Genomic DNA, 20430 nt, shown 5'->3' on the forward strand with positions numbered 1-20430 from the left:
AGGTGATGTAATGAAAAAAATACCCCTGGGAATTATTTTAGCGTTAATGAGTTTTAATGTGTTTGCCGCAGGCGCCGCCACGATATTAAAACTGGGTATTGATCCCACTTTTCCGCCATTCGAATATAAAAATGCTCAGGGTGAAATTGTTGGTTTTGATGTTGATATCGGTAAAGCAGTGTGTGCGAAAATGCAGCGGAAATGTGTATTTGTTGAGAATAGCTTTGACGGTCTGATACCGGCGCTGAAGGCGCGTAAGTTTGACGCCATCCTGTCATCGCTATCGATTAATGATGAAAGAAAAAAATCGATTGATTTCTCCGCACCGCTATTCACCACACCGGCTTATCTGATTACCCATAAAAATTCCGGACTGTCGTCAGGTGCGGATGATTTAACCGGCAAGCAGGTTGGCGTACAACAGGGCTCGGTATTTGAAACCTATGCCCATAAACACTGGCAGAATAAAGGCGTTAATATTGTCGCCTATGCATCATCCGATCAAATCTACGCCGATTTGGCGCTTGGCAGACTTGATGCCACCCTTGATGACGCCACTTCGGCGACCCTCTCTTTTCTCAGTAAACCGCAGGGCGCCGGTTTTGAATTAAATGGTGAGGAAGTGCGCGACAATGATCTGTTTGGAAAAGGCACCGGTTTTGGACTGCGCCAGGGCGATGATAAATTAAAAGAAAAAATCGATAAGGCGATAGCCGAAATCAAAGCCGATGGCACGTTCAGCAAACTGAACAAAAAGTACTTTACCTTTGATGTCAGCCCGCGCAGCTAGGATTGCAGGCAGGCCACGCGTTTGCGGCCTGTCTGTCATTTGGCGAACCACTCAGCTCCAGCTCGCAGCCTTCACATTGTTGCGTACCATGCAGTTACGCCAGGCGCTGCCAGGCGAGCCTCTGTCCACTGAGGTGGCCTCAAAATAGGGGATCGCCCGGTAGCTGGTCTGGCTTACGGCTTTATCATCGCTATGGTTAAACTGGCGATTAACATACAGAATTGGCGCCAGTATTTTCTTACCGGTATTATATTGGTTTGCAACCTGCAACTGCCGGGTGCAGCTGATCGCCGCCTCATTGGCGGAGGCAAAACTATCATTCTGCTGGTTACTGGATGCGCATGCCGTGAGGAGCGCACAGCAGGTGACCACAAATGTCACGAATCTGAATTTCATTATTAGCCTCTGTCGAAAGTATAGTGAGGGGATATTCACTGTTACTATCGGCATCGGTTGAGCGAGCTTTAGTGGCGTTGCAGCGCGCGGGTCGGCGATGAAAGGTTTTTGTGCGTGGTGCAGCAAAAATGCTGCACCACGCCAGCACCGCCCGTGGCGCCGCGGCGATCGGCAGCCTTATCGCCGCTGATGGCATATTTACCACTTCACCGCATTTTGCTGCCATTTCAGCATACGGTCGCGCAGGGCAAATAACAGCGTGATCAGTGATGAGAACAGCAGCGCCATGACAATGAGCGCGCCATACATATTGGCATAGGCCGCCCATCCTTGCGCCCACTGCAGATACCATCCGAGTCCGGATTTTACTCCCATCATTTCAGCGGCGACCAGTACCGAAAAGGACGCGCCCAGCCCCATAAACAGCCCGACAAAAACATGCGGCAGGGAGGCCGGAACCGCGACGCGCACAATCAGAAACAGATTACTGGCGCCGAGGGTTCTGGCAACGTCGTAATAGCGATTATCCACGCTACTGACGCCTGACCAGGTCAGTACCGTCACCGGAAACCAGGTCGCCAGCGCAATCAGGAAAACGGCGGCAGAGAAGCTGGAGGGGAAGAAATAGAGCGACAGCGGCAGCAGCGCGGTGGAGGGCACCGGACCTAAAAAGCGCAGCAGCGGATGCACCCAGTAGCCCAGCCCGCGCGACCAGCCAATGGCCACGCCGGTGGCAAAACCGCTCAGGCTGCCAAACAGAAAGCCGAGCGCCAGTAGTCTGAGAGAGTTCAGCACACTGTCGCCAAGGCGAAACCAGTCAGTCGCCCAGGCTTCAATCAGCGCACGGGGCGGGGCAAAGAAAGGGGCCGGAAGCAGCGCCAGTTTTGCCGTTACCGTTTCCCACAGGGCAATCAGCAGCGCCAGCGCGACCAGCCAGCGCGCCGCCAGTTGCAGTGGCTCCAGCAGCAGACGCCATGTCAGCAGCCTGCTGAGCAGCGCGGCAACCGTCAGGGCTGCAGCGAGGATGACAAACAGCCGATGCGTTTCCGCCACAAACCGCGGCGCGGCAAACCCCACGGGTTTATCTGGCCAGACCATCATTAATGCGACCAGCGCCCACCAGGCGACGATCGCCAGCAGCAGCGCTGGCGTTAGTGTCGCTGCCGGGCGGCGGGCAACCGGATTCAGAGGTGCAAGGGCATCACTGGACATTTCGCCTCCTTCTCAGGCCATAGGGTGGTGCTGCGGCGCCGACAGCAGGTCCGGTACATAGTGCTCGGCAAAGCGTCGGGCGTCAGTATCAGGACGGATAACGTTAATGGTTTTCAGCTGATCAACATACAGCGCCACTTCTTTGCGCAGCTGCTCGCCGGTGGAGTGATGGTGGTGAGTATGTTCACTGAGCATGGCGGTAATATCCGCAATCGGCACCTGGCCGGGGACAAAGGGGGCGAAGATTTTTGCCGTTTCCGCCGGATGGTCGGCGGTCCATTGCTGGGCATCGACAATCGCCTGGCTGATGGCCGTGGCGACGTTGGGATTATCACGCACCAGCGAGCCGCGCAGCCCCAGTACGCAGCAGGTCAGATTTCGGTATTCGCCATTCAGGTTGTTATCGACTTCGAGCAGGTCGTTATGGTTTTTGATCAACCAGCCTTGTGGATCGTCGGTGGCCAGCGCCTGTACCTCGCCTTTGCGTAACGCTTCACCAAACAGATCGGCCGGATATTGCACCCAGTTGACCTGTTTATCCGGATCGATACCCTGTCTGGCTAACTGAATGGCAAAGAAGTTGCGGATGGGACTGGCCTGATCGGTTACCGCCACACTTTTGCCCACCAGGTCACGTACGCTGTTGATGCCGGCATTTTTTGGCGCCAGCAGGCGCATACAGCCGCCATGGGTACCGACGGTGAGATCGACATCGAAACCCTGTTCCAGCGGCTTCAGCCAGCGCAGCGCCATGCCAATTCCGCCATCGGCCTGGCCGGTGGCGATCGCCTGCAGCAGGGCATCGGTGGGGCCGCTAAAATTCACCGGTTCCACATTCAGGCCATATTTTTTAAAAAAGCCCTGTTTTAGCGCAACGGAAATCGGCGCCTGACATACCGCCGTCTGTCCCCAGGCAAGTCGGACAGTGGTCAGCTGACCGTCAGCGGTAGCCGCTGTTTCGGCCCAGGCCGGCAGCGTGGAGCAGAGGCTGAAGCCCGCCCCAATTAATCCCAGTTTATGAATAAAAGAGCGTCGTGAATGTCCGGCCATTATTATCTCCCTGCTGGATGAATTATTCCTTACTGTTGCAGTCTTCGATATCACGGTGAAATAACAATAGTGCATTAATAAATTCATTATCGATTAATGGCGCCCCAACGATGTTTCAGAAAAAATTATGTAGGGGCGGCATTTATGCCGCCCGTGCCTTTGGACGCTATCAGTTATATTTGTTTTCTGGATTAACTTTGCCGCAATTGTTTATTTACCTTTTGCGCTTAACGCGGAATATTTGAACAACAATGTCTGACAGATCAAGGTGAAATATGTCACTGGCCGAAACTCTGAATCCCGCTGCCGGACTGGCGCTAAACATTAATAACGTCAGCCATGCCTTTTATCTGCAGGGGAAAATCCTGCAGGTACTGGATAATGTCTCTCTGACGGTGCAGCCCGGTGAGTTTGTGGCGCTGCTTGGACCGTCGGGCTGTGGTAAATCGACACTTCTCCGGCTGGTTGCCGGTCTGGACCAGCCCAGCGCCGGGCAAATTAGCGAAGACGGACAGACGCTAAACGGGCCTGACCCCAGTCGGGTGGTGGTGTTTCAGGATCCGACCCTTTATCCGTGGCGCAGCGTCTGGCGCAACGTCGCTATCGGGCTGGAAACCCGCGGCAAACTGACGGCGGAAGGGTGCAAGCGCATTGACGCGATCCTGGACAAAGTGGGACTCAGCCAGTTTGCCAGTGCCTGGCCGCACCAGCTGTCGGGGGGCATGGCGCAGCGCGCTGCGCTGGCGCGGGCGCTGGTTAATCATCCACGACTGCTGATCCTTGATGAGCCGTTGGGCAAACTCGACTCACTGACGCGCATTCGCATGCAGCAGGAGCTGGTGGCGCTGTGGCGTGAACAGCAGTTCAGTACGCTGATGGTGACGCATGATGTGGAAGAGGCGCTATTGATGGCCAGCCGGGTGGTGATTTTCAGCCCGCGCCCGGCACGTATCATTGAGAATATTGCGGTGCCGCTGCCGTGGCCGCGACGCCGTGACGATCCCCGGCTGATTCAGTTGCGTACCAGAGCACTGCATCTGCTCGGGGCCGAAACCCCCACCACCGATGGACTGCGGAGCGACCTATGACCATCCACCATGGCATTACCGAGCTGGTTGGCCACACGCCGTTGCTGCGCCTGAGCCGCTTCAGCCAGCAGTTTCAGCTATCGGCCGAACTGGTTGCGAAGCTGGAATATTTTAATCCCAATCACAGTATTAAGGATCGCATTGCCCTGGCGATGATTGAAGAGGCCGAGCGCAGCGGGAAATTAACCCCCGGTATGACGCTGGTCGATACCACCAGCGGTAATACCGGCATCGGACTGGCGGCGATTGCCGCCGCCAAAGGCTATAAGTTTCGCGTCTATCTGCATGACAAACTGAGTGCGGAACGCTTCGCCATCCTGAATGCCTTTGGCGCGGAAATTATTCCCTTCAGCGCGGTGCCGGGGTTTGACGAGGTACTGGCAGCGAGTGATGGCGACTTTGTCGCCGCCGCCCGCTGGCTGGCAGAAAATGTGATCCTGAAAGAGCCGAATATCTGCTTTACCTGCCAGCTGGAAAACCCGGCGAATCCCGCCGCGCATTTTCACACCACCGGCCCGGAGATTTGGCAGCAAACTGACGGTCAGCTGGATCTGGTCATCGCCTCTGTCGGCACCGGCGGCACGCTGTCGGGCATCGGGCGCTATCTGAAACAGCGTAACCCGGCAATTCAGCTAATTGGCGTTGAGCCGGGCGAATATTCGATTGCCGACAGCGAAAATCCTGAAACCCGTGAAATTACCGGCGTCCATGCTTTTAGCCGCGTACTGCCCGAACGGGTGCCGCTGACGCTGGATCGTCAATTATGCGATGAGGCTTTTGCCGTTGAAAGCTGGCAGGCGGTTCAGACCGCAAGAGAAGTGGCGGCGTCCGAGGGAATTCTGGTGGGCGAATCTTCAGGGGCGGTGCTGTATGCCGCGCGCGAAATTGCCCGGCGCAGGGAGAATGCCGGCAAACGCATCGTGGCGATCCTGGCCGATAGCGGCCTGACCTATCTTTCCACCGGGTTGTTTGACCCGCAACAAACCATTGGCCAGCTGAAAGCCGCGGCGCTGCTACGTCAGTCGTCATCAGAGCGGGTTATTGCCGGCTGATGAGCCGATGGCCCCTTGCCGCGCCGGCGGCAAGGGGGCTCAGCGTTTTAGTGATGATGATGTCCGGTGGAGAGTTTCTGCAATACCGTCAGCTGTACCACCGCTTCCTGCATGGCATCCATACCGGAGGTCAGAGCGTGCAGGCTGCTAAGGTGTTTGGCAATATTCTCACGTTCACTGGTGGTTTTATTACTCATGGCGGCAATCGCATCGGCCGCAGAAATACTGTGCTGCGCCATATTGCTCGCGGTTTCCACCGTATTGTTGGCGACGGCGCGAATACGCGAAATGGTACTCACTGCCTGGTTAATATTGCCGGCAGTCGCATCCGCCTGCTCTTTGGAAGAGTGCGCCAGTCGCCGGACTTCACCCGCCACGACCGCAAAACCACGTCCGGCTTCACCGGCGCGCGCGGCTTCAACGGCTGCGTTAAGTGACAGCAGGTTGGTCTGAAACGCGATATTACTGATGCCGCTGGTAATTTCATTGATACCGGCGGAAATTTTCTCCAGGTCGTCCAGTCCTTCCACTAAGCGGTTCTGTGCCTGCTGGCTCTTCATGGCAATATCGCTGATGGAGCGGATACTGTTTTCCGCCATTCCCAGCGTTTCGTTCTGGTTTTGCGTTGCTGCTTCCAGCATCGGCAGCGCCGCCATCAGTGGCGCCAGTTTCTGCTGGTAGGCGACGACGCGGTTAATCACGCTGGTCTGGAAACCATTAAGCGCTTCCCAGCGGCGCAGCGCACGCTGCGCGTAATGTCCGGCATAGCTGGCATATTCCACCGGGAAATGCGCCATTGCCTTGACATCGTGATTAAAAAACACCAGAGCCGATAAGGTCTGATTAATCGGCACCCCGAGGATTTCACCAAAGCTGGAGAAACCTGCCGCCGGCAGACCTTTAAAGAAGTGCGCGTCATGCAGCTGATCTTCGCTACCCAGTCGGCGCAGGATACAGTCATTCATGATAATCGCGGCCGGTTTGCCACGGTTAACGATGAAGTCCTTCCAGTCATGCAGGGTGGCCTGTTTAAAATCGGTCTCTTCCAGCAGATGCAGGCGATCGCCAAACTCAAGGTCACAGAAGAAATGCACGCTGCGGCCATCAATTTTGGCAATCGATCGGATAAAGTACTCATCTCCGACTTTGACGCCAAAGGTTAATCCTTTCAGCCCGTCCGTCAGCTGCTGTTCACTGCAGCCGAGATGTTCCGCCAGTGCCACGGTGAAATGCTGTTGCTGACCCTGTTCATTAAACACTGAGGTAACGGTGCGGGTGACCGGATCGGCCTGGGCAATCAGCCAGCTTTTCTTCAGTGGCTTAAAGTTCTGGCTCTTAAATGGCGCAAAGGATTTCCCGGCGGCCATCTTACAGAACACAATCACCGCTTTCCCCTGCAACACTTTCCCGCCGACACTGATCCAGGTACCGTCAAACTCAAGTTTACCGCCGGCAGCCCCCCCGATCGCCAGGCACGGGAAACGGCCGCTGTTATACCAGGCCTGCATCAGAAAACCCTCTGAGGCAGAAAGGCCATCACAATAAATCATGGCGAAAGTATGGTCGGAAGAGAGCGGCATGCGCAGCTGCAGGGTTTCCAGTTCGCGCTGAATGGCTTTGATGCGATCCGCCGCGGTATGGGTGTCTTTAACATGCAGATCGACAACATGGACTTCATGCTGCGCAATCAGGCTGTCAGGCAGCATCAGCCAGCTGCCTTGCTGCCCGGCGCCGTCACAATAGGTGGTATCCCGGCCGCTGCTGCTTAATGCGCCGCTGGACGAGAGGGTGAGAACCGTTAACCTGGAGGAAGAGAAACGCTGCCAGGCCTGACTGACGTTCTGGTAGTCGGCATTAGGCGGCACAAATGTCATCAAAATTCCGGACGCTTTATTGCTTAAGCCCGCCGCCGATAATGAAGCTGGCATATTCTGACAATCATAAGTGCCATTAGCGGGGTGGCGTCGGCTGCGAAGAAGCGGGGCGGTTAAAAATTTCTTTATCGCCATTAATGAAGACATGATTTCACCTTTTTTTTATAGAGTTAATCAACAAATTGTAGGGTGGTGCATCCTGGTGAATTTATGGGGGTTATTACAACCCGATCCCTGCGCTAGCACTTATCACTGCGGATGGCAAAAGCCGGCATAAACTTTTGTCATTCGATATTCGATTGTTATCGCCCGGCTGACGGAAAACTTTAATAATTCCTCTGCGGGATAATGTCGCCGCTTTATTAACATTATCGATATTCCACCGCCCCGGCGGCGGCGGCGACAGCCAGAGTCAGGTAAAAGAATAAAAAAAACTAAACAAAGTGATAAATAACAAATAGTCGCGGAAATTACCCCCTGACTTATTTCCGACGGCGGTTGTTAATTTTATGACAATACTAAGTCAAATTTAATATTTAGCGACCGCCGGTTTATATGGAATTCTCGTGACTACACCCGCCATTCGCTGCCAGGCAGTAAGGAGACCCGATGAGCAAAGCTATTCACAATATTAAATTTGGATTAATGTTGCATGGTGCAGGTGGCCATATGAATTCATGGCGTCACCAGAAAGCCCCCGCCGATGCCAGCGTTAACTTCCGCTATTTCACAGAACTGGCACAGCGTGCCGAAGCGGCGCAATTTGATTTTCTGTTTGTCGCCGACGGCCTGCATATTAATGAAAAATCGCTACCCCATTTCCTCAATCGCTTTGAACCGATTGCACTGCTCTCCGCGCTGGCGGCAGTAACCGATAATATCGGCCTGGCCGGGACCATCTCCACCTCCTACAGCGATCCTTTTACCGTTGCCCGTCAGCTGGCGTCACTGGATAACATCAGCCAGGGGCGCGCCGGCTGGAATGTGGTCACCTCGCCGCTGGCTGGCTCATCGCGCAATTTTGGCCGGGAACATCCGGAGCACGCGTTGCGTTATCAAATCGCGGCGGAATATATCAGTGTGGTGCAGGGGCTGTGGGACTCGTGGGAAGACGACGCTTTTATCCGTGACCGTGACAGCGGGGTGTTTTTTGACGCCTCGAAACTGCATACGCTGAATCATCAGGGGGAATTTTTCTCGGTGGAAGGTCCGCTAAATATTCAGCGTTCGCCGCAGGGACAGCCGGTGATCTTCCAGGCCGGTGCGTCTGATACCGGGATTGCCCTGGCCGGAAAATCGGCTGATGCGGTGTTTACCAATGCGCGCACGCTGGCAGAAGCGCGCAGCTATGCCGAAAAATTGCAGGCGGAAGTGGCGAATAATGGCCGCGCCGCAGTGGGGATCTTTCCCGGCATCAGCCCAATCGTGGGTAAAACGCCGGAAGAGGCGGAAGCGAAGTACCAGCATCTGCTGTCGCTGCTGTCAGTGGACGACGCGCTGGCTTATCTGGGGCGTTTCTTTGACCATCATGATTTCAGCCAGTACCCGCTGGATGGCCCGTTCCCGGACCTGGGCGATTTAGGGCAAAACACCTTCCGTTCCACCACTGACAGCATCAAACGTCGGGCAAAAGAGCAGCAGCTGACGCTGCGTCAGGTGGCGTTTGAAACCACGCTGCCGCGCGGCGAATTTTTCGGCACCCCAGAGCAGGTAGCCGACACCCTGATCCGCTGGGTTGAACAGGGCGGCGCCAGCGGTTTTATCATCAGCGGACCGGTACTGGTGGAGGCACTGGCAGATATTACTGAACATGTGTTACCGATCCTCGCCGCCCGCGGCTGGTGGCAACCGTCAGCCGCAACCACCCTGCGCGCACGTCTGAACCTGCCGTTTAAAACGAATCGTTATGTGGCCGCGCGCCAGCAACGCCGCACTGAAGCGCTGGCCGGCAAATAAAAAGGAAGCAATGTGTCTCAGGAGAAAAATGTGCGCCGCACGCTGCTGGCATTTATGCTGGCTGCAATAGTGACGGGTTGTGATCAACCCGCGACCCGCGGAACCCCATCCACTCAGACAAAGGCCACCCCACAGCAGGGTGGCAACCTGTTAATCGCCATTGACACCGATCCAAACTGTCTCGATCCGCAGCAGGCCGGTAATAACAACTCGCTGAATATTGGCCGCCAGATGACCGACTCGCTAACCGATCAGGACCCGAAAACCGGCGAGATTGTGCCCTGGCTGGCCAGCAAATGGCAGGTTAGCGACGGTAATCGCCGCTTTAGTTTTACCCTGCGCGATGGCGTCAGTTTCAGTGACGGGACGCCTTTTAATGCCCAGGCGGTAAAAGACAATTTTGCGGCGATTGTGCAACTGGGCGCGCGTGCCTCGCTGGCCTCAACCTATCTGAAGGGGCTGCGGCAGATAGACACGCCGGATGAACATACGGTAGTGGTGAGCTTCAGTCAGCCTAACGCGCAATTTTTGCAGGCGACATCGACGATGAGTCTCGGCTTTTTTGCCGCAAAAACGGTAAATGCCAGCGCCGAAGCCCGCTGCCAGGGGCAGCTGATCGGCACCGGTCCGTTTGTGCTGAAAACCTTTGTACATAACCAGAAGGTTGAACTGGTCCGACGCCATGGTTACCAGTGGCCTTCATCGCTGGCTGCTCATCAGGGAGAAAGTTATCTGCAGAGCGTGGAGTATCGGGTGATCCCGGAAAGCGGCGTGCGTTTTGGCAGCCTGATTTCCGGCCAGCTGGATGTCAATGTCGGCGTCACCCCGCAGGATGAGTCCCTGCTGCTGGCGAAGAACCTACAGCTGATTGCCCGCACCAATCCGGGGCTGGTCTATAGCCTGTTCCCCAATCAGTCGGTGCCATTGCTGGCTTCATTACCGGTGCGTCAGGCGCTGAATCTGGCTATCGATCGTCCGGCGCTCAAGCCGGTGCTGTCGCGCTATCAGTCGCCCGCCACCTCGGTGCTGGCAACCACCACGCCGCTGTGGCAGGACCGCAGCAGCGAGCTGAAGTATGACCCGCAGGCGGCTGAAAAACTGCTGGAAGATAATGGCTGGCACAAGGGCGCCGATGGCATTCGCAGTAAACAGGGGCAGCGCCTGAGTCTGCAAATCAGCTACTGGCAGTCCGCACCCTTTATTGAAGTGGTGCAGCAACAGTTGAAAAAAGTCGGCATCGACCTGCAACTGGAGAAAGCGCCGATCAGCCAGGTGGCGGCGCGGCAGGCCAGCGGCAGTCTGCAACTGGAGTTTTATAACCTGACGCGTTCCGATCCGGATGTATTACGCACGGTGTTTGATGCCAGCGGGCGCAATGTTAACCACCGCCAGCCGGAAGAGGTCGACAGGCTGTTGTTGCAGTCCAGTGAAACGCTGAATAGCGGCGAGCGGCAGCAATATATCAACCAGGCGGCGGATCTGCTGATTAGTCGTGGCCATGCAATCCCGCTGGTTGAGCTGGCGACGGTGATTGCCGCCGGGCAGCAGGTGCACGGTTTCCGTTTCGATGCTTCGTCACGATTCCAGCTGTATGACACCTGGCTGGCGGCGAAGGAGTAATACGATGAGCGATATCAGCCTGCTGCGCCGGCGCTTATCCGTACTGCTGCGCCGCCTGCTGCAAGGCATCGGGGTGCTGTGGGCGGCCTGGAGCCTGACGTTTGTCATTCTCTATATTTTACCTGCGGATCCGGTCAGCATTATGCTGAATCAGGGCGAACAGAGCATGGTGGATGCGGCACAGGTGGCGGCGTTAAAGGCGCAGTATCATCTCGATCTGCCGGTTTATCAGCAATATGGGCTGGCGCTACGGGATCTGCTGCAGCTGAATCTCGGCCGGTCGATTATTAGTGGTGACAATGTCACTTCTTTGCTGTGGCAGGCGTTGCCGTCAACGCTGTTACTGGCGTTCTCCGCGCTGCTTAGCGCATTGCTGATCGGCGGTGGACTGGCCGCCGCGATCAGCGTGCTGGCGCCGGGCCGGGTTAAGTCGGCTTTGCTGGCGCTGCCTTCGCTCGGTGCGGCGTTACCGACCTTCTGGCTGGGATTGCTGCTGTTGCAGGCGTTCTCCTTCAACCTGCCGTGGTTTCCGGCCATGGGCAACCACGGCTGGCGATCGCTGGTGTTGCCGACGCTGGCACTGGCGGTACCGACGGCGGCGATGATTGCTCAGGTGATGAACCGTTCGTTATCTGAAGTATGGCGCCGCCCGTTTATTGATGCTTTGCGCCTGAAGGGCGCCGGCACCGCGCATCTGCTGTGGCGTCATGTATTGCCGAATGCGGCAATCCCGCTGCTGACCCTGTCCGGGATGATTTTCGGACATTTGCTGGCGGGGTCGGTGATTACCGAGACCATCTTTTCCCGCGAGGGCATTGGAAGACTGGCTGAAGGGGCGGTCTCTGCGCAGGATATCCCGGTGGTGCAGGGGGTGGTACTGACGGCGGCGGTGATCTTTGTGCTGGTCAATTTTATAACTGATGCCCTCTATCCATTACTTGATCCGAGGATTCGCGCGGGAAAAACATCATGAGTCTGCTGCTACTGGATAATTCTCCGCGTCGTCCGCTGGCCATCACCCTGTGGCTGAGTATTGCGCTGTTGCTGATGATTGCGCTCTGGGCGCTGGTTCCTGGCTGGTTCAGCCATCAGGATCCGCTGGCCGGCGATCCGTTGCAGGCCCTGCAATCCCCTTCGGCAGCGCACTGGTTTGGCACCGATCATCTCGGGCGTGATATCTGGAGCCGCTGCGTATTTGGCACCGCACTGACGCTACAGGCAACGATCTTTTCCGTGGCGATCGCCTTTTTGGTTGGCGCGCTGACCGGCGTCCTGGCCGGTTATCTCGGCGGTAAAGTGGACAGCCTGTTTATGCGTATCATTGATATTTTAATGGCGGTGCCCAACCTGTTGCTGGCAATGGCAATTATCACGGTACTGGGTTTTGGCACGCTGCATATTGCCGTAGCCGTCGGCCTCTCCTCGGTGGCGACCTTTGCGCGCCTCTCCCGTGGCGAGGTGTTGCGCAGCCGCAGCCATCTGTTTGTCGAGGCGGCACGCGCCAGCGGCGTCGGGGATCTGGCGATTATTCGCCAGCATATTTTACCGCATGCGCTGGCGCCGGTACTGTCGCTGGCGGCGCTGGAATTAGGCTTTGCCCTGTTATCGGTGTCGGCGCTCAGCTTTCTTGGTTTCGGCGCGCCACCGCCGCAGCCCGAATGGGGACTGTTGATTTCTGAAGGGCGTAATTATATTGCGGCGGCCTGGTGGTACACCACGCTGCCGGGAATGATGATCGTGCTGGCAGTGCTGGCGACCAACCGGCTGGCCGGATTTATTCAGGATTATACGGAGGATCTATGAGCAAAGCCTTGCTAAGCGTTGAGCAGCTGACTGTCGATTATCGCCATCCCAGGGGTGGGCTGCTGCAGGCGGTGAAATCCCTCAGTTTTAGTCTCAGCCCGGGAGAAGTGGTGGCGCTGGTCGGCGGATCCGGATCGGGTAAATCGACCAGCGCCGCCGCGCTGGTGGGGCTGCTCAGTCGCCAGGCAATACTGCGGGCGGGCACGATCCAGTTTAATGGTCAGGCGCTGGCAAACGCCAGCCAGCGGCAGTGGCGCCAGCTGCGCGGACTGGAGATAGGTTTTGTTCCCCAGGATCCTGCCCAGGCGCTTAACCCGATACAAACGATTGCCCGGCAGATGCTGGAAGCCTTTACGCTGCATGGCGTGAGCAAAGCCGATGCCGCCGCGCGTCTGCCGGCGCTGCTGGCGGAGGTGGGGTTAAACGACAACCAGCGGGTGCTGGCCAGCTATCCGCACCAGTTGTCCGGCGGTATGCGCCAGCGGGTATTGCTGGCGATGGCGATGTGCCATCAGCCGAAATTAATTATTGCCGATGAGCCGACCAGCGCTCTGGATGTCAGCGTGCAGAAACAGGTACTGGATGCGCTGGATGCGGTAGTCGCCAGCCACGGTATTGCGCTGTTGCTGATCACCCACGATCTGAACGTCGCCCTTGAGCGCGCCGACCGGGTGCTGGTGATGCATGAAGGCCAGCTGGTTGACAGTGGCACGCCTGCCAGCCTGCTACGCCAGACGCGACATCCTTATACCCGCCAATTGCTGGCCGCGTCGCCAGCCTTTTTGCGCGTGCCTTATCGTAAACCGCTGGCCGCCGCGCCGCCGCTGATGCAGGCAAAGGGGCTGACGAAACGATTTGCCGTAGCGGGCGGCGGTATGTTCAGCGCGGTGGATCAGATCTCTTTCCCGGTGCTGCGCGGCGGCACCACCTGTCTGGTGGGGGAGTCGGGATCGGGTAAATCCACCACCATACGGATGTTATCCGGGCTGGAATCGCCGGATAGCGGCCAGATCCTGTTTGATGGCGTGCCACTCGGCGGCGCGCGCAGCGCAGAGTTTCGGCGCCGGGTCCAGATGGTGTATCAAAATCCCTATGCCTCGCTAAACCCGAAAATGACTCTTGAAGCGATCATTACCGAGCCGCTGCGCGCATTTCGGCTGGGCAATAAACAGAGCCAGCGCGATCGCGCAGCGGAATTGCTGGCGGCCGTTGAGTTGCCGGTAAGCCTGCTGTCCGGCCGGCCTTCAGCACTCTCTGGCGGGCAGCGGCAGCGGGTAGCGATCGCCAGGGCGTTAGCCATCGCACCGGAACTGCTGATCCTTGATGAACCGGTTTCGGCGTTAGATATGACGGTGCAGGCGCAGATTCTGACATTGCTGGAACGCTTACAGCGCGAGAATGGTCTGACCTATCTGTTTATCTCCCATGATCTGGCAGTGGTGCGGCAGATAGCGGATTACGTGGTGATTATGCAGCAGGGTAAAGTGGTTGAGCAGGGGGCGGTAAAAACTATCTTTAGCGCGCCGGGTGCGGCTTATACCCGTCAGTTGCTGGCGCATATTCCGGGTTTAGCCGGACAGGAGACGGCGATCTGGCGCAGCGCCTGATTATTGCCTGCCGGCATTGCCATCAATAACATTTTCAACACCGCTACGGGCGCTATTAACGACGCCCGCAGCGGTGCGGTCGGTTACTTTTTATCCAGCGACCAGCTGGCGCTGCTGACATCGACTTTAACCGGCAGCAGCCCAATTTGCGTAAACTTATCCGCCAGCGCCTGCTGCTGCTTAAACACTTCCGGGGTCATACGCTGTGCGCCATAGGGCATGCGCGCCAGCGCCCGCTGCCAGATCGGCTGCGGCAGGCCGGTGGAAGTTGCCAGTATTTTGGCGGCCTCTTGCGGATGGTTATTCGCCCAGTCGCTCAGCGATCCCAGCTCATCCACCACCTGTTTTGCCGTTTGCGGATAGCTGTCGGCAAACTTACGGCTGGCAAGATAGAAGGTGTAATGGGGGACCAGTCCTTCGGCATTTTTTATCAGCCGGGCTTTGGCATTGGTTTCCACTTCGGCGTAATAGGGATCCCAGATAACCCAGGCATCCACCGCGCCACGCTGGAAGGCGGCCCGGGCATCCGCCGGCGGCAGATAGACCGGGGTGATATCCTGATAACTGAGTCCGGCCGCTTCCAGCGCGCTGACCAGCAGATAGTTAACGTCCGATCCCTTATTCAGCGCGACGCGTTTGCCTTTCAGATCGGCGACGGTTTTTATCGCTGAGTTTTCCGGCACCACTATCGCTTCGGTTTTCGGGTTAGCCGGGGAGTGGGCCAGATAGACCAGATCGGCCTGCGCAGCCTGGGCGAAAGTCGGCGGTGCGTCACCGGTAGCCGCCAGATCGATACTGCCGACGTTTAATCCTTCCAGCATCTGCGGACCCGCCGGGAATTCCACCCAGCGCACCGCGATCCCCTGTTGTTTAAATTGCTCATCGAGCGTGCCACGGTACTTCAGCAGGGCGAAGATATTGGCTTTCTGATAACCAATATTCACCGTTTTCGGCACGCTTTCCGCCTGAGCGTACGGCAGTGAGCCGAATATCACGGCGGCAACCATGCCGCTGAGCAGTAATTTTTTCATGCTAATTCCCTGAGTCAATGGTGGTATCAGCGCAACATAGCAAACCCGCTGACAACGGCTTAACGAATAAAAATCATATCGTTAGCTGAAAAAATCATTCCAGCCATAACGCATCGCGCACTTTAATCGCCCGCGGTAACAACCCAAGGGCGTAGAAACGGTCGGCAATCGCCTGCTGCTGGCGGATAATGGTCAGATCCATCCGCCGGGTCTGATGGCTGCGGCGCGCCAGCGCATGGGACAGTGACGCGGTGGCCAGCCCCAGTTCCGCTGACAGCAGGCTGGCGGCCTCGCTGCGGTTGGCATCGATATAGCGCCCGGTTTGCTCCAGCGCCGCCATCAGCGCATGCAGCAGGTCGCCGGAGTGGGCGGCAAATTCGCGGTGGGCAAGATAGAACTGATGATTGTTAACCCGTCCGACGCCATTGGCGATCACCCGGAGCTGACCGCCATGCTCGGCATCACTGAGCAACGGATCCCACATCATCCACGCATCCACCGCATGGTGATCGCTTGGGGTGAGTGGATATTTCGGTGGGGCATAGACCACGCGTACATCATCGAGCGTCATACCGACTTCATCGAGAATTTGCACCAGCAGATAGTGCACGTTGGAACCTTTATTTACCGCAATACGTTTACCGCGCAGGTCGGCAATGGTTTTTACCGGGCTGTGATTCGCTACCAGCAGCGCCACGCTTTGCGGCGCCGCCGGTTCCCAGGCGACATACAGCAACATGCTCTTATCCGCCTGCGAAAAGATCGGCGGCACCTCGCCGGTGGTGCCGAAATCAATCTCACGGTTGGCCAGCGCATGCAGCAACTGCGGGCCGGCGGGGAATTCACTCCACAACACGCTGATGCCGCGGTCGGCGAACTGTGCTTCAAGCGACTGCCGGGCTTTCAGAATGCCGAGATTGCCGAACTTCTGATAGCCGATGCGCAGTTCCCGTTCATGCGGCAGCGTATCGGCCACCGCGCGCTGCGCGCCGCCTGCCAGGCTACGCCGCGGCTTAATCAGCCCCTGATGACCAAGATGCGTGCGCAGGGTATTACGGCTGATACCGAGCAGCGTGGCGGCCTGTAGCTGATTGCCGTTACTCAGTTCAAACGCATTGCGGACCAGCGCGTCAGTCACCCGCTGCCAGCTCTGGCCCTCATTGCTCTGTAGTTGCTGGCGGATAAAGCTATCCAGCGCGCCATCACCTTCCGCCAGCAGCTCATTACTGACCGGCGTCAGGCGCAGCTGACGTGGGGTGATCAGCGGCTCTTTGCTGAGCAAAACCGCATTATGCAGGGTGTTTTCCAGTTCGCGGATATTCCCCGGCCAGGGATAGTCCATCAGCGTGGCAAGGGTATCGTCGCTCAGACGCAACTGCGGACGCCCGAGACGGCGCGCATACAGTGTCAGGAAGTGATCGGCCAGCAGTGGAATATCTTCCCGGCGCTGGCGTAATGGCGGCAGGGTAACCGCCGCCACATTCAGCCGGTAATAGAGGTCTTCACGGAAACGGCGTTCGCGAATGGCATACGCCAGATCGACATGGGTGGCGGCAATCACCCGGACATTCACTTTTACCGGACGGCGCGATCCGACGCGCGTCACCTCGCGTTCCTGTAATACCCGCAACAGTTTCACCTGCAATGGCAGGCTCAGCTCGCCAATCTCATCCAGCAGCAGCGTGCCGCCTTCGGCGGCTTCAAACCAGCCCTGATGACGTTCCGCCGCACCGGTGAACGCCCCTTTTTCATGACCAAACAGCTCCGACTCGGCAAGGCTTTCGGTCAGCGCGCCGCAGTTTACCGCCAGAAACGGCTGCTGGCGCCGCGGGCTGTGATGATGCAGGTAACGCGCCACCACTTCTTTACCGGTGCCGGTTTCACCGACGATCAGCACGGTGGCATCGGTCGGCGCCAGACGATCCAGTACGCTCTGAAAGGCGATCGACGCCGGGTCGATCAGGGTCGGGCCATGATTCTGCATTTCTGATTCCTGAAGGAAAAAAACCTGTCGCCACCATACCGCCAGATGAAGCCAGCGACGAGAGGGGTTCAGGCCGGGTTTGCTGCAAATGCAGCAGCTGACGCACAGTGGTTGCTGCATTTGCAGCAAATAATTGCGCGGTTAATTTTTATAGTTCACTGATATTTAACAATAAAATAGAAAATGCAACCTGGCACGCTTCCTGCTCATAGTTTTATAACCAAACTCTAACTTTCTATCCAATAAATTCAGATATCGTTATATAGGAAAATGATAATGAGTGAAGCTGCACAGGAAAACATTAACCTCTTCTGGTTCTTACCCACCCATGGCGACGGTCGCTATCTCGGTACCACCGAAGGTGGCCGCGCGGTCGATCTGCCGTATCTGCAGCAGGTGGCGCTGGCAGCCGATAATCTTGGCTACTACGGTGTCCTGATCCCCACCGGTAAAAGCTGTGAAGATTCCTGGCTGGTGGCTTCCGCGCTGGCGCCGATTACCAAAAAATTGCGCTACCTGGTGGCGGTTCGCCCCGGGCTGCAACCGCCAAGCCTTGCCGCGCGCATGGCGGCGACGCTGGATCGGCTTTCCGAAGGGCGGCTGTTAATCAATGTCGTGACCGGTGGCGATCCGGTAGAGAATAAAGGTGATGGCATCTTCCTGAGCCACGCCGGGCGTTATCAGGTGACGCGTGAATTTCTTGAGGTCTATTCCCGGCTGCTGAAGGGCGAGAAAGTCGATTTTCACGGTGAGCATATTCGCGTGGAAGGCGCGGAAGTGCTGTTCCCGCCGGTACAGGAGAATGGTCCGCCGCTCTACTTTGGCGGCTCATCTGATGAGGCGATCGACGTCGCCGCCAGTCAGATCGATACTTATCTGACCTGGGGAGAGCCGCTGGAACAGGTAGCGGAAAAACTTGCGCTGGTGCGCGAGCGTGCCAAAGCCCGTGGCCGCAGACTAAACTATGGTATCCGCCTGCATGTGATTGTACGTGAGACCGAAGAAGAAGCCTGGGCCGCCGCCGACCGCCTGATTGCCCATCTGGATGACGACACTATTGCGGCGGCGCAGAAAATCTTTTCGCGTATGGACTCTACCGGTCAGGCGCGGATGAGCGCGCTGCATGGCGGCTCGCGCGACGGGCTGCGTATCGCGCCTAATCTGTGGGCTGGCGTCGGGCTGGTACGCGGCGGTGCCGGAACCGCGCTGGTAGGTAACCCACAACAGGTGGCGCAACGCATCCGTGAATATCAGGCGCTGGGGATTGAGAACTTTATTTTTTCCGGTTATCCGCACCTGGAAGAGGCGCATCGCTTCGCCGAACTGGTGATGCCGCTGCTACCGCTGGCCGCCAACGCGGAGAAACGCCAGCGTACGGTGAATACCGGTCCGTTTGGCGAAACCATCGGCGGCGATCGTCGTCCGGTTAAACATGCCAGTGCCAGCTGAGGAGAGAAGATCATGCGCCATCAACCGGAGCACTGTCATGGCTGAAAGGCACATTGTGATTATCGGCGGTGGATTTACCGGCACCGCACTGGCGATCCATCTTGCCCGTCTGGGGCAGGCCGGATTAAGCGTGACGGTGATTGAGCCGCGCGCCCGGCTGGCTGAAGGCGTGGCCTACGGCACCCGCGATCCGGCGCACCGTATTAATGTGCCGGCCAGCCGTATGCAGCTTTCCGCTGCCGAAGAGGGGGATTTTGATCGCTGGTTCCGTGCTTCTGATGGCTTGCTGCGCGATCCGCAGGCGCGCTGGCATGACGGCAGGCTGTACCCGCAACGCGGACAGTTTGCCGCTTATGTCGCCGAACAGTTTGAGCGTGCCGCGGCGCATTCGCCGGTAAAACTCAGCCATCAGCGCGATCGGGCGCTGGCTTTGCAGCATGGCAGAGTGCTGACCGCCTCCGGCGCCAGTTATCAGGCGGATGAAGTGGTGCTGGCGATCAGCCATCCGCCTCCGGCATTACCGCCGCTGCTGGCGCGCTCACTCGCTGACCATCCGGGGCTGATTGCCAACCCCTGGCAGCATGATGCGCTGGCGACGGTGGCGGCGGACGATCGGATTGCGATTATCGGCAGCGGACTGACCATGTCCGACGTGGTGGCATCGTTACACCGTAACGGACACCGTGGGCCGGTGGTGGCCTTTTCCCGCCGCGGGCAGCTGCCGCGTGAAAACCTCAGCGGCGATTATCCGCTTCGTCCGCTCGATTACCAGCGACCACAGGCGATGACCGCCCGCGCCTGGCTGCGTCGTATCCGTCAGGAAGTGGCGCAGGCGGCGGAAGAGAACCTGCCGTGGCAGCTGGTACTGGATGATATTCGTCTGCATGGCCAGCAGCTGTGGCAGCAACTGGCGCTGCACGAGCAACGTCGTTTTCTGCGCCATTTGCGGCCATGGTGGGATGTGCATCGTTACCGCATCGCACCGCAGGTCAGTGCGGTACTGGCGCAGCAACAGGCCAGTGGACAGCTGCAGGTGCGTGCCGCCCGCCTGCACACTATCACCACCCGGGGCGAGGCGATCGTGTTAACCCTGCAACCGCGAGGCGCGGAAGCCGAAAGCCTGACGGTGGATAAAATCATTGTCACCACCGGTCCGGCGCACGGCGCGCTGCTGGAGAGTGATGCTCTGCTGCATCAGCTGGCCAGGGAAGGCATTCTCCAGCCCGACCCGCTGGCGCTGGGGATCCTGGTTAATTCACAGTCACAACCCCTGAATGCGCAAGGCGCGGCCAGCCGCCATCTGTACGTGGCCGGTCCGGCAGCCCGCGGGCGTTTTGGCGAGCTGATGGGGTTGCCGCAGGTGGCGGAACATGCCGAATCGCTGGCGCGGCAACTGCTGGGCGTGCCGCCGCCGCCATTAGCCGGGCGATGTCCGGATTAGCTGAATACCCACTGATTTAAACCCCCTTATAAACACAATTACCGACAGGTACGGGCTGCTTGCGTCCTGTCTATGGA

The 20430-nt window shown here is 57.7% G+C and carries 16 protein-coding genes; 10 read left to right on the forward strand and 6 right to left on the reverse strand.

Going from position 1 to position 20430, the window contains the following annotated elements; genetic code table 11:
* The first annotated feature begins 10 nt into the window (after window positions 1-10).
* Window positions 11-790: a lysine/arginine/ornithine ABC transporter substrate-binding protein gene (locus JWF83_RS26245; RefSeq protein ID WP_413653449.1), complete on the forward strand. Its 780-nt coding sequence runs from the start codon at window positions 11-13 to the stop codon at window positions 788-790.
* A 51-nt stretch (window positions 791-841) separates the two neighbouring features.
* On the opposite strand, the gene JWF83_RS26250 is transcribed toward JWF83_RS26245, so the two are convergent.
* The 3 genes from JWF83_RS26250 to JWF83_RS26260 all read right to left on the reverse strand — a co-directional run bounded on the left by JWF83_RS26250 (window position 842) and on the right by JWF83_RS26260 (window position 3448).
* Window positions 842-1186, reverse strand: coding sequence for a hypothetical protein (locus tag JWF83_RS26250; protein ID WP_413653450.1), 345 nt, complete (start codon window positions 1184-1186; stop codon window positions 842-844).
* 198 nt (window positions 1187-1384) lie between these two features.
* On the reverse strand, window positions 1385-2398 hold the full coding sequence (locus JWF83_RS26255; RefSeq protein ID WP_413653451.1) for an ABC transporter permease: 1014 nt from the start codon (window positions 2396-2398) through the stop codon (window positions 1385-1387).
* 12 nt (window positions 2399-2410) lie between these two features.
* Window positions 2411-3448, reverse strand: coding sequence for an ABC transporter substrate-binding protein (locus tag JWF83_RS26260; RefSeq protein ID WP_413653452.1), 1038 nt, complete (start codon window positions 3446-3448; stop codon window positions 2411-2413).
* 275 nt (window positions 3449-3723) lie between these two features.
* Between JWF83_RS26260 and JWF83_RS26265 the strand changes: the two genes are divergently transcribed.
* Together JWF83_RS26265 and JWF83_RS26270 are read left to right on the forward strand one after the other, a co-directional pair.
* Window positions 3724-4536 (forward strand): ABC transporter ATP-binding protein, encoded by an 813-nt coding sequence (locus tag JWF83_RS26265; RefSeq protein WP_413653453.1) that lies wholly within the window; start codon window positions 3724-3726, stop codon window positions 4534-4536.
* Window positions 4533-5588 (forward strand): PLP-dependent cysteine synthase family protein, encoded by a 1056-nt coding sequence (locus JWF83_RS26270; RefSeq protein WP_413653454.1) that lies wholly within the window; start codon window positions 4533-4535, stop codon window positions 5586-5588. The genes JWF83_RS26265 and JWF83_RS26270 overlap by 4 nt, the downstream gene beginning before the upstream one ends.
* Window positions 5589-5635: 47 nt before the next feature.
* Here JWF83_RS26270 and JWF83_RS26275 read toward each other — a convergent pair whose 3' ends face one another.
* Window positions 5636-7609 carry a methyl-accepting chemotaxis protein gene (locus JWF83_RS26275; protein ID WP_413653455.1) on the reverse strand — a complete coding sequence of 658 codons (1974 nt, stop codon included), beginning with the start codon at window positions 7607-7609 and terminating at the stop codon, window positions 5636-5638.
* Between the two features lie 462 nt (window positions 7610-8071).
* Here JWF83_RS26275 and JWF83_RS26280 point away from each other — a divergent pair, with 462 nt between their 5' ends.
* The 5 genes from JWF83_RS26280 to JWF83_RS26300 are packed head-to-tail and all read left to right on the forward strand — an operon-like array spanning window position 8072 to window position 14448.
* A complete protein-coding gene (locus tag JWF83_RS26280) occupies window positions 8072-9418 on the forward strand; it encodes an LLM class flavin-dependent oxidoreductase (RefSeq protein ID WP_413653456.1) in 1347 nt (448 codons plus the stop codon).
* A gap of 12 nt (window positions 9419-9430) precedes the next feature.
* The gene (locus JWF83_RS26285; RefSeq protein WP_413653457.1) at window positions 9431-11038 is read left to right on the forward strand and encodes an ABC transporter substrate-binding protein; all 1608 of its coding nucleotides are present in this window, start codon (window positions 9431-9433) and stop codon (window positions 11036-11038) included.
* Window positions 11039-11042: 4 nt separating this feature from the next.
* Window positions 11043-12011, forward strand: a complete 969-nt coding sequence (locus tag JWF83_RS26290; RefSeq protein ID WP_413653458.1) for an ABC transporter permease — start codon at window positions 11043-11045, stop codon at window positions 12009-12011.
* A complete protein-coding gene (locus JWF83_RS26295; RefSeq protein WP_413653459.1) occupies window positions 12008-12841 on the forward strand; it encodes an ABC transporter permease in 834 nt (277 codons plus the stop codon). The genes JWF83_RS26290 and JWF83_RS26295 overlap by 4 nt, the downstream gene beginning before the upstream one ends.
* On the forward strand, window positions 12838-14448 hold the full coding sequence (locus JWF83_RS26300) for a dipeptide ABC transporter ATP-binding protein (protein ID WP_413653460.1): 1611 nt from the start codon (window positions 12838-12840) through the stop codon (window positions 14446-14448). The genes JWF83_RS26295 and JWF83_RS26300 overlap by 4 nt, the downstream gene beginning before the upstream one ends.
* Window positions 14449-14531: 83 nt before the next feature.
* Here JWF83_RS26300 and JWF83_RS26305 read toward each other — a convergent pair whose 3' ends face one another.
* Together JWF83_RS26305 and JWF83_RS26310 are read right to left on the reverse strand one after the other, a co-directional pair.
* The gene (locus JWF83_RS26305; protein ID WP_413653550.1) at window positions 14532-15455 is read right to left on the reverse strand and encodes a sulfonate ABC transporter substrate-binding protein; all 924 of its coding nucleotides are present in this window, start codon (window positions 15453-15455) and stop codon (window positions 14532-14534) included.
* A gap of 118 nt (window positions 15456-15573) precedes the next feature.
* A complete protein-coding gene (locus JWF83_RS26310; protein ID WP_413653461.1) occupies window positions 15574-17463 on the reverse strand; it encodes an aliphatic sulfonate ABC transporter substrate-binding protein in 1890 nt (629 codons plus the stop codon).
* Between the two features lie 276 nt (window positions 17464-17739).
* Here JWF83_RS26310 and ssuD point away from each other — a divergent pair, with 276 nt between their 5' ends.
* Window positions 17740-18912 (forward strand): FMNH2-dependent alkanesulfonate monooxygenase, encoded by a 1173-nt coding sequence (gene ssuD / locus JWF83_RS26315; RefSeq protein WP_413653462.1) that lies wholly within the window; start codon window positions 17740-17742, stop codon window positions 18910-18912.
* Between the two features lie 37 nt (window positions 18913-18949).
* Window positions 18950-20353, forward strand: coding sequence for an FAD/NAD(P)-binding protein (locus JWF83_RS26320; RefSeq protein WP_413653463.1), 1404 nt, complete (start codon window positions 18950-18952; stop codon window positions 20351-20353).
* Window positions 20354-20430: the final 77 nt, after the last annotated feature.

Source organism: Pantoea sp. B65 (assembly GCF_047308185.1).
Classification (GTDB): domain Bacteria; phylum Pseudomonadota; class Gammaproteobacteria; order Enterobacterales; family Enterobacteriaceae; genus Erwinia.

Excerpts from the sequence above, each read along its gene's own strand:
- JWF83_RS26255 (WP_413653451.1), bottom strand. The coding sequence starts at position 2,398 with ATGTCCAGTGATGCCCTTGCACCTCTGAATCCGGTTGCCCGCCGCCCG.
- JWF83_RS26265 (WP_413653453.1), top strand. The coding sequence starts at position 3,724 with ATGTCACTGGCCGAAACTCTGAATCCCGCTGCCGGACTGGCGCTAAAC.
- JWF83_RS26245 (WP_413653449.1), top strand. The coding sequence starts at position 11 with ATGAAAAAAATACCCCTGGGAATTATTTTAGCGTTAATGAGTTTTAAT.
- JWF83_RS26320 (WP_413653463.1), top strand. The coding sequence starts at position 18,950 with ATGGCTGAAAGGCACATTGTGATTATCGGCGGTGGATTTACCGGCACC.
- JWF83_RS26305 (WP_413653550.1), bottom strand. The coding sequence starts at position 15,455 with ATGGTTGCCGCCGTGATATTCGGCTCACTGCCGTACGCTCAGGCGGAA.
- JWF83_RS26295 (WP_413653459.1), top strand. The coding sequence starts at position 12,008 with ATGAGTCTGCTGCTACTGGATAATTCTCCGCGTCGTCCGCTGGCCATC.
- JWF83_RS26310 (WP_413653461.1), bottom strand. The coding sequence starts at position 17,463 with ATGCAGAATCATGGCCCGACCCTGATCGACCCGGCGTCGATCGCCTTT.
- JWF83_RS26275 (WP_413653455.1), bottom strand. The coding sequence starts at position 7,609 with ATGTCTTCATTAATGGCGATAAAGAAATTTTTAACCGCCCCGCTTCTT.
- JWF83_RS26250 (WP_413653450.1), bottom strand. The coding sequence starts at position 1,186 with ATGAAATTCAGATTCGTGACATTTGTGGTCACCTGCTGTGCGCTCCTC.
- JWF83_RS26300 (WP_413653460.1), top strand. The coding sequence starts at position 12,838 with ATGAGCAAAGCCTTGCTAAGCGTTGAGCAGCTGACTGTCGATTATCGC.
- JWF83_RS26270 (WP_413653454.1), top strand. The coding sequence starts at position 4,533 with ATGACCATCCACCATGGCATTACCGAGCTGGTTGGCCACACGCCGTTG.
- ssuD (WP_413653462.1), top strand. The coding sequence starts at position 17,740 with ATGAGTGAAGCTGCACAGGAAAACATTAACCTCTTCTGGTTCTTACCC.
- JWF83_RS26260 (WP_413653452.1), bottom strand. The coding sequence starts at position 3,448 with ATGGCCGGACATTCACGACGCTCTTTTATTCATAAACTGGGATTAATT.
- JWF83_RS26280 (WP_413653456.1), top strand. The coding sequence starts at position 8,072 with ATGAGCAAAGCTATTCACAATATTAAATTTGGATTAATGTTGCATGGT.
- JWF83_RS26290 (WP_413653458.1), top strand. The coding sequence starts at position 11,043 with ATGAGCGATATCAGCCTGCTGCGCCGGCGCTTATCCGTACTGCTGCGC.